Genomic DNA, 3918 nt, shown 5'->3' on the forward strand with positions numbered 1-3918 from the left:
GCTTTAGTGAATATAGATATTATTATTTATTTAGCTGCGACGTCTAACGTAGCAACTTCAATTGAAGATGTTTTCGGTGATATTAATAGCAGTCTATTTTTTCTTAATTTCATGGAAAGTGTTAAAGATTTTCGTATTAAAAAAATTATATTGGCTTCTTCGGGAGGCACAGTTTATGGTGAACCTGAATATTTGCCTATTGATGAGAAACATCCATTAAGACCACTTTCCCCGTATGGAATAACAAAAGTTTCGCTGGAGAATTATTTGTATTTTTATAAGAGAAAATATGGAATAGATTATGTTGTATGTAGATATTCTAATCCGTATGGAAAATACCAAAACCCCTTAAAAAAAGTAGGGGCGATAAATTGTTTTTTGTACCAGCATCTCAGTAATGAAAGGATTCATATATATGGGAATCCGGAGGAAATTATTAGAGATTATATTTATATCGATGATTTAGTTGAAATTACTATACAACTAGCACAATTAAATCAATTGAAATCTTGTGTATACAACATAGGGAGTGGCAAAGGTCTTTCTTTAAAACGAATTATAGTGGAATTAGAGAAAATAACAGAAAGAAAGGTGGATTTTATCTGTTACAAACAAAAACAAGAGAACGTTCAAAAAATCATTTTAAATATTGATAAGGTAAAACAAGAATTGAATTGGGAACCTAAAATAGATTTTAAACATGGGATTAGATTAAATAAGCTATGGATTGAAGAGTTCTTATATAGTAAAAAATAATAACCCACACTCTACTTGTATATAAGCAGAGCGTGGGTTATTAATTTACTTCTTTTTCTATAACCCAAAGGTCTTGATGTTCCCACCAAAATCCTTCAGTATACTTTTTGATAATTGGGTTATGGGGTAATAATTTAATTTTGTCACACACGTAAGAGGGACTAACTATCGTTTGTCCGTATTGATTCACATCTAAATCGAATTGTTCACTAGAAGAGAGAAACCAATAGCCCTTTTCATTTAAATTTGGAAACCCGAAGTATTTTTTGCTTTGATAGCCATGGGTTGTGAAAATGAATAAACCACCAGGTGAAACAGCGTTATACAATGTTTGCAGCCAACGAAACCAAGTTGTATCAGGCATATGAGAGAAAAAGGATAGACAAAAAACGATATCGTACGTAGAGGAGTCCAATTTTAACTGTTCAGGCTCAGGATGAGATAATATAGAAGAATTATTTAATTTGTTTTCAATAAAGGAAATAGCCTCTTCGTGTATATCGCAAGCGGTTATACTCAAATTCGCTTGTAGATTTAATAAATGACGTGTTACGCAGCCGTATCCGGATGCAAATTCTAACAATTTAATTGGATTGACTGTAGGAGGATAAAGGGAAGTAATTAAGTTTAAGAGTATTTGTGCTGAGTTTTGCCCATCTTTAAAGTAATAATCTATCGCTTCTTTTTTTGATGGGAAGACGGGATTAGTGACAATGAACTGAAAGATATGATCCTCAGGATGGATACTTGCATTTACATTATAGCTGTGTGCGATTTGAGAAATTAAATCTTTATGTTCCTCTATAAAGTCTTTCAAAGAGTATTCCCCCTTAAATAATAGTAGCGCCTTACAAGAGATATTGATGGCATAGAAAGCACACGTTTAAATTTTTAAGTATGTTTTAAGATACTTTCTATATGTATACATTTTCATTTTAGAAATGTCGTCGATAGTAAATTTTTCTTTAATGAAATTTTGCATTTGCACAACTTCATTGTAATGGGAGTATGAATCTTCTGTTCTCGTTACGCTATTTAAATGTCGTCTATGATAGTTTAAGGGGGCTGGATTGAAGTAAATATCTCCCTCTGTAAGAAGAGAAACATAGAAGAACCAGTCGCCAGCTATTTTGAACTTCTCTAACTGTTTTTCCGTTTTCTTCATATCTATATTTTTAAAAACTACACTTGAAACATTAGGTATAGTGTTTTTGATAAGTAACGTATCTTGTATTTCTTCGACGCCTTTTCGAAAATAGGGGGCTTTCCATTTTTCTTTATCGATATCATTTGTGTAATTTAAATAATGATTAGCCAATACATTTCCTTGTTCATCTATTTGTTTTGATTGTGTGTAACTTAAGGTAATATTGTTATTTATATAAAACCCCTGTATCACCTCTTGTAAAAATGTCTTATCGCATAAGTCATCGGCCTCTGCGATCCAAATATAATCACCAGTTGCTGCAGAGACTCCTTTTATCCATTGTTTAAATACAGAACCAGAGTTTTTATCATTAATAATCTGTTGAACCTTCAGGTGGGTCTTATTTTCTTTTGAAAGCAGCTTTTTAAAAGTTGATACGCTATGATCAGTGGAGGCATCGTCTAAGAAAATTAGTTCGTAAAGAGGGTAGGTTTGGTTTAATATTGATTCGATTCGATCAGGTAAGTATTTTTCATAATTATAGTTCGGTATGATTACACTTATCTTTTTGTAATTATGTTCGAGAAGATCTAGTAATTGATAAATGTAATTAAGAAAATTGAAGTTTTTTTCGATAAGTTCTTGGCCAAAGCTTCCCTTTTGTAATCGTAATCCCTCATCATGAATAAATTCATATATTTTTTCTAGCATTTTGGGTAAATTTAAAAAGTCTACTAAGGCACCAGTTTTTTCTGTAACAACATCTTCAAAACCTCCAGCATTTTTAAACCCTATAACAGGAAGTTTTGCATCTAATGCTTCTAAAACAACATTTGGAAAAGGATCTTCCCTTGAAGTTAATAAGTATAAGTCAGCCCCAGCGTTATATAATCCGATATCGGGAGTAGGATCGACTAATGTGAAATGTGCTTTATATTTAGGGGGCAGTGTATTCAGGAATTGAACGTCTGTTCTCCCTACCCAAATGAAATGAATATCCTTGTGAGTCTTTCTTACTGAGTAAGAGATAAGTGAGAATAAATCTATCCCTTTCCGATAATCTGCGAAGCCTACACCCAAGATGATTTTGCTATCTAGAGGCAGGTTAAGCTTCTTACGTAACTCATTTCTAGCTTTTGCAATATTGTTCTTATAAGGATTGTGGTTAAACAAACCTTGAGGGAGAATGTGACATTTTTGAGGATCCAATTCAGTGATTGTACGAAATTTTTCATATACGTATTGTGAAGGGAAGACAACTTTGTAAGCAAATTCAGCGATGTTTTTAGCTTTCCCTTCAGCAGAGTACTGTTGTATTAAATGCGGTAATTCATGTATTAATGAAACAACTTTTATATTTTGTCTAGCTAGTAATGCGACGATATCGCCACTTATGACGGTGCTACATATGGCGAGGGTAAAATTCTGTGATAATAAATCCTTTATTAATAATTCGACCTTTTCTTCTGTTTGATAACCTTGCTCGAGACAATAAACAGGACCGTACTTTTGAAAATCGGGAATTAAAATACCGGATCCAATAGAAATAATTGCAACAGAGTAATCAAAGTTTTCTTTAAGAGCCTTAATAGTATGTAAAGAAAGTAGCTGTGCTCCGTGGAAATGGGCATCATGGGATACATAAATTATCTTTTTATTAACATGCATTTCATAACGCCTCCTAAGGGTATTAGATTTCTTTCCCTTTTTTAAAGGTAAAGAAGAGAAGTGTTTTATTTATAATCCCCCTAGAGATGAGCAGGAGGGAGAACGTACTAAAAGAAAAAATACTATCCTTAATATATATTTACTTGGTCTCACATTCATTCTTTAGAAAAGTATTAGTATTAAGTTAGAGAGTGTAGGCTGCAGATTGTTAATTTGAATACATAAGTTTAAGAAGTTCTAAGGATGTGTTAGAAATTAAGAGAGGGCAAAGCTTTTATGATTTATAAAATAAAAAAGATAAAAGGTATTGACGATTGATCTACAGGGGTGTAATATAGAACAAGTCG

3 protein-coding genes are annotated in these 3918 nt (G+C 32.5%); 1 reads left to right on the plus strand and 2 read right to left on the minus strand.

The window, feature by feature from the left end; translation table 11 throughout:
• A partial coding sequence (locus tag ABWK52_RS23125; protein ID WP_353772163.1) for a GDP-mannose 4,6-dehydratase occupies positions 1-756 on the plus strand: 756 nt, incomplete at its 5' end.
• Positions 757-796: 40 nt separating this feature from the next.
• On the opposite strand, the gene ABWK52_RS23130 is transcribed toward ABWK52_RS23125, so the two are convergent.
• Complete coding sequence (locus tag ABWK52_RS23130; protein ID WP_000651241.1) at positions 797-1573, minus strand: class I SAM-dependent methyltransferase; 777 nt, start codon at positions 1571-1573, stop codon at positions 797-799.
• Positions 1574-1639: 66 nt separating this feature from the next.
• The gene (locus ABWK52_RS23135; protein ID WP_000558376.1) at positions 1640-3571 is read right to left on the minus strand and encodes a glycosyltransferase; all 1932 of its coding nucleotides are present in this window, start codon (positions 3569-3571) and stop codon (positions 1640-1642) included.
• Positions 3572-3918 lie beyond the last annotated feature (347 nt).

The organism is Bacillus sp. AP50, from assembly GCF_040492675.1.
Classification (GTDB): domain Bacteria; phylum Bacillota; class Bacilli; order Bacillales; family Bacillaceae_G; genus Bacillus_A; species Bacillus_A cereus.

Coding starts and splice junctions, on each gene's coding strand:
- ABWK52_RS23135 (WP_000558376.1), bottom strand. CDS start 3,571: ATGCATGTTAATAAAAAGATAATTTATGTATCCCATGATGCCCATTTC.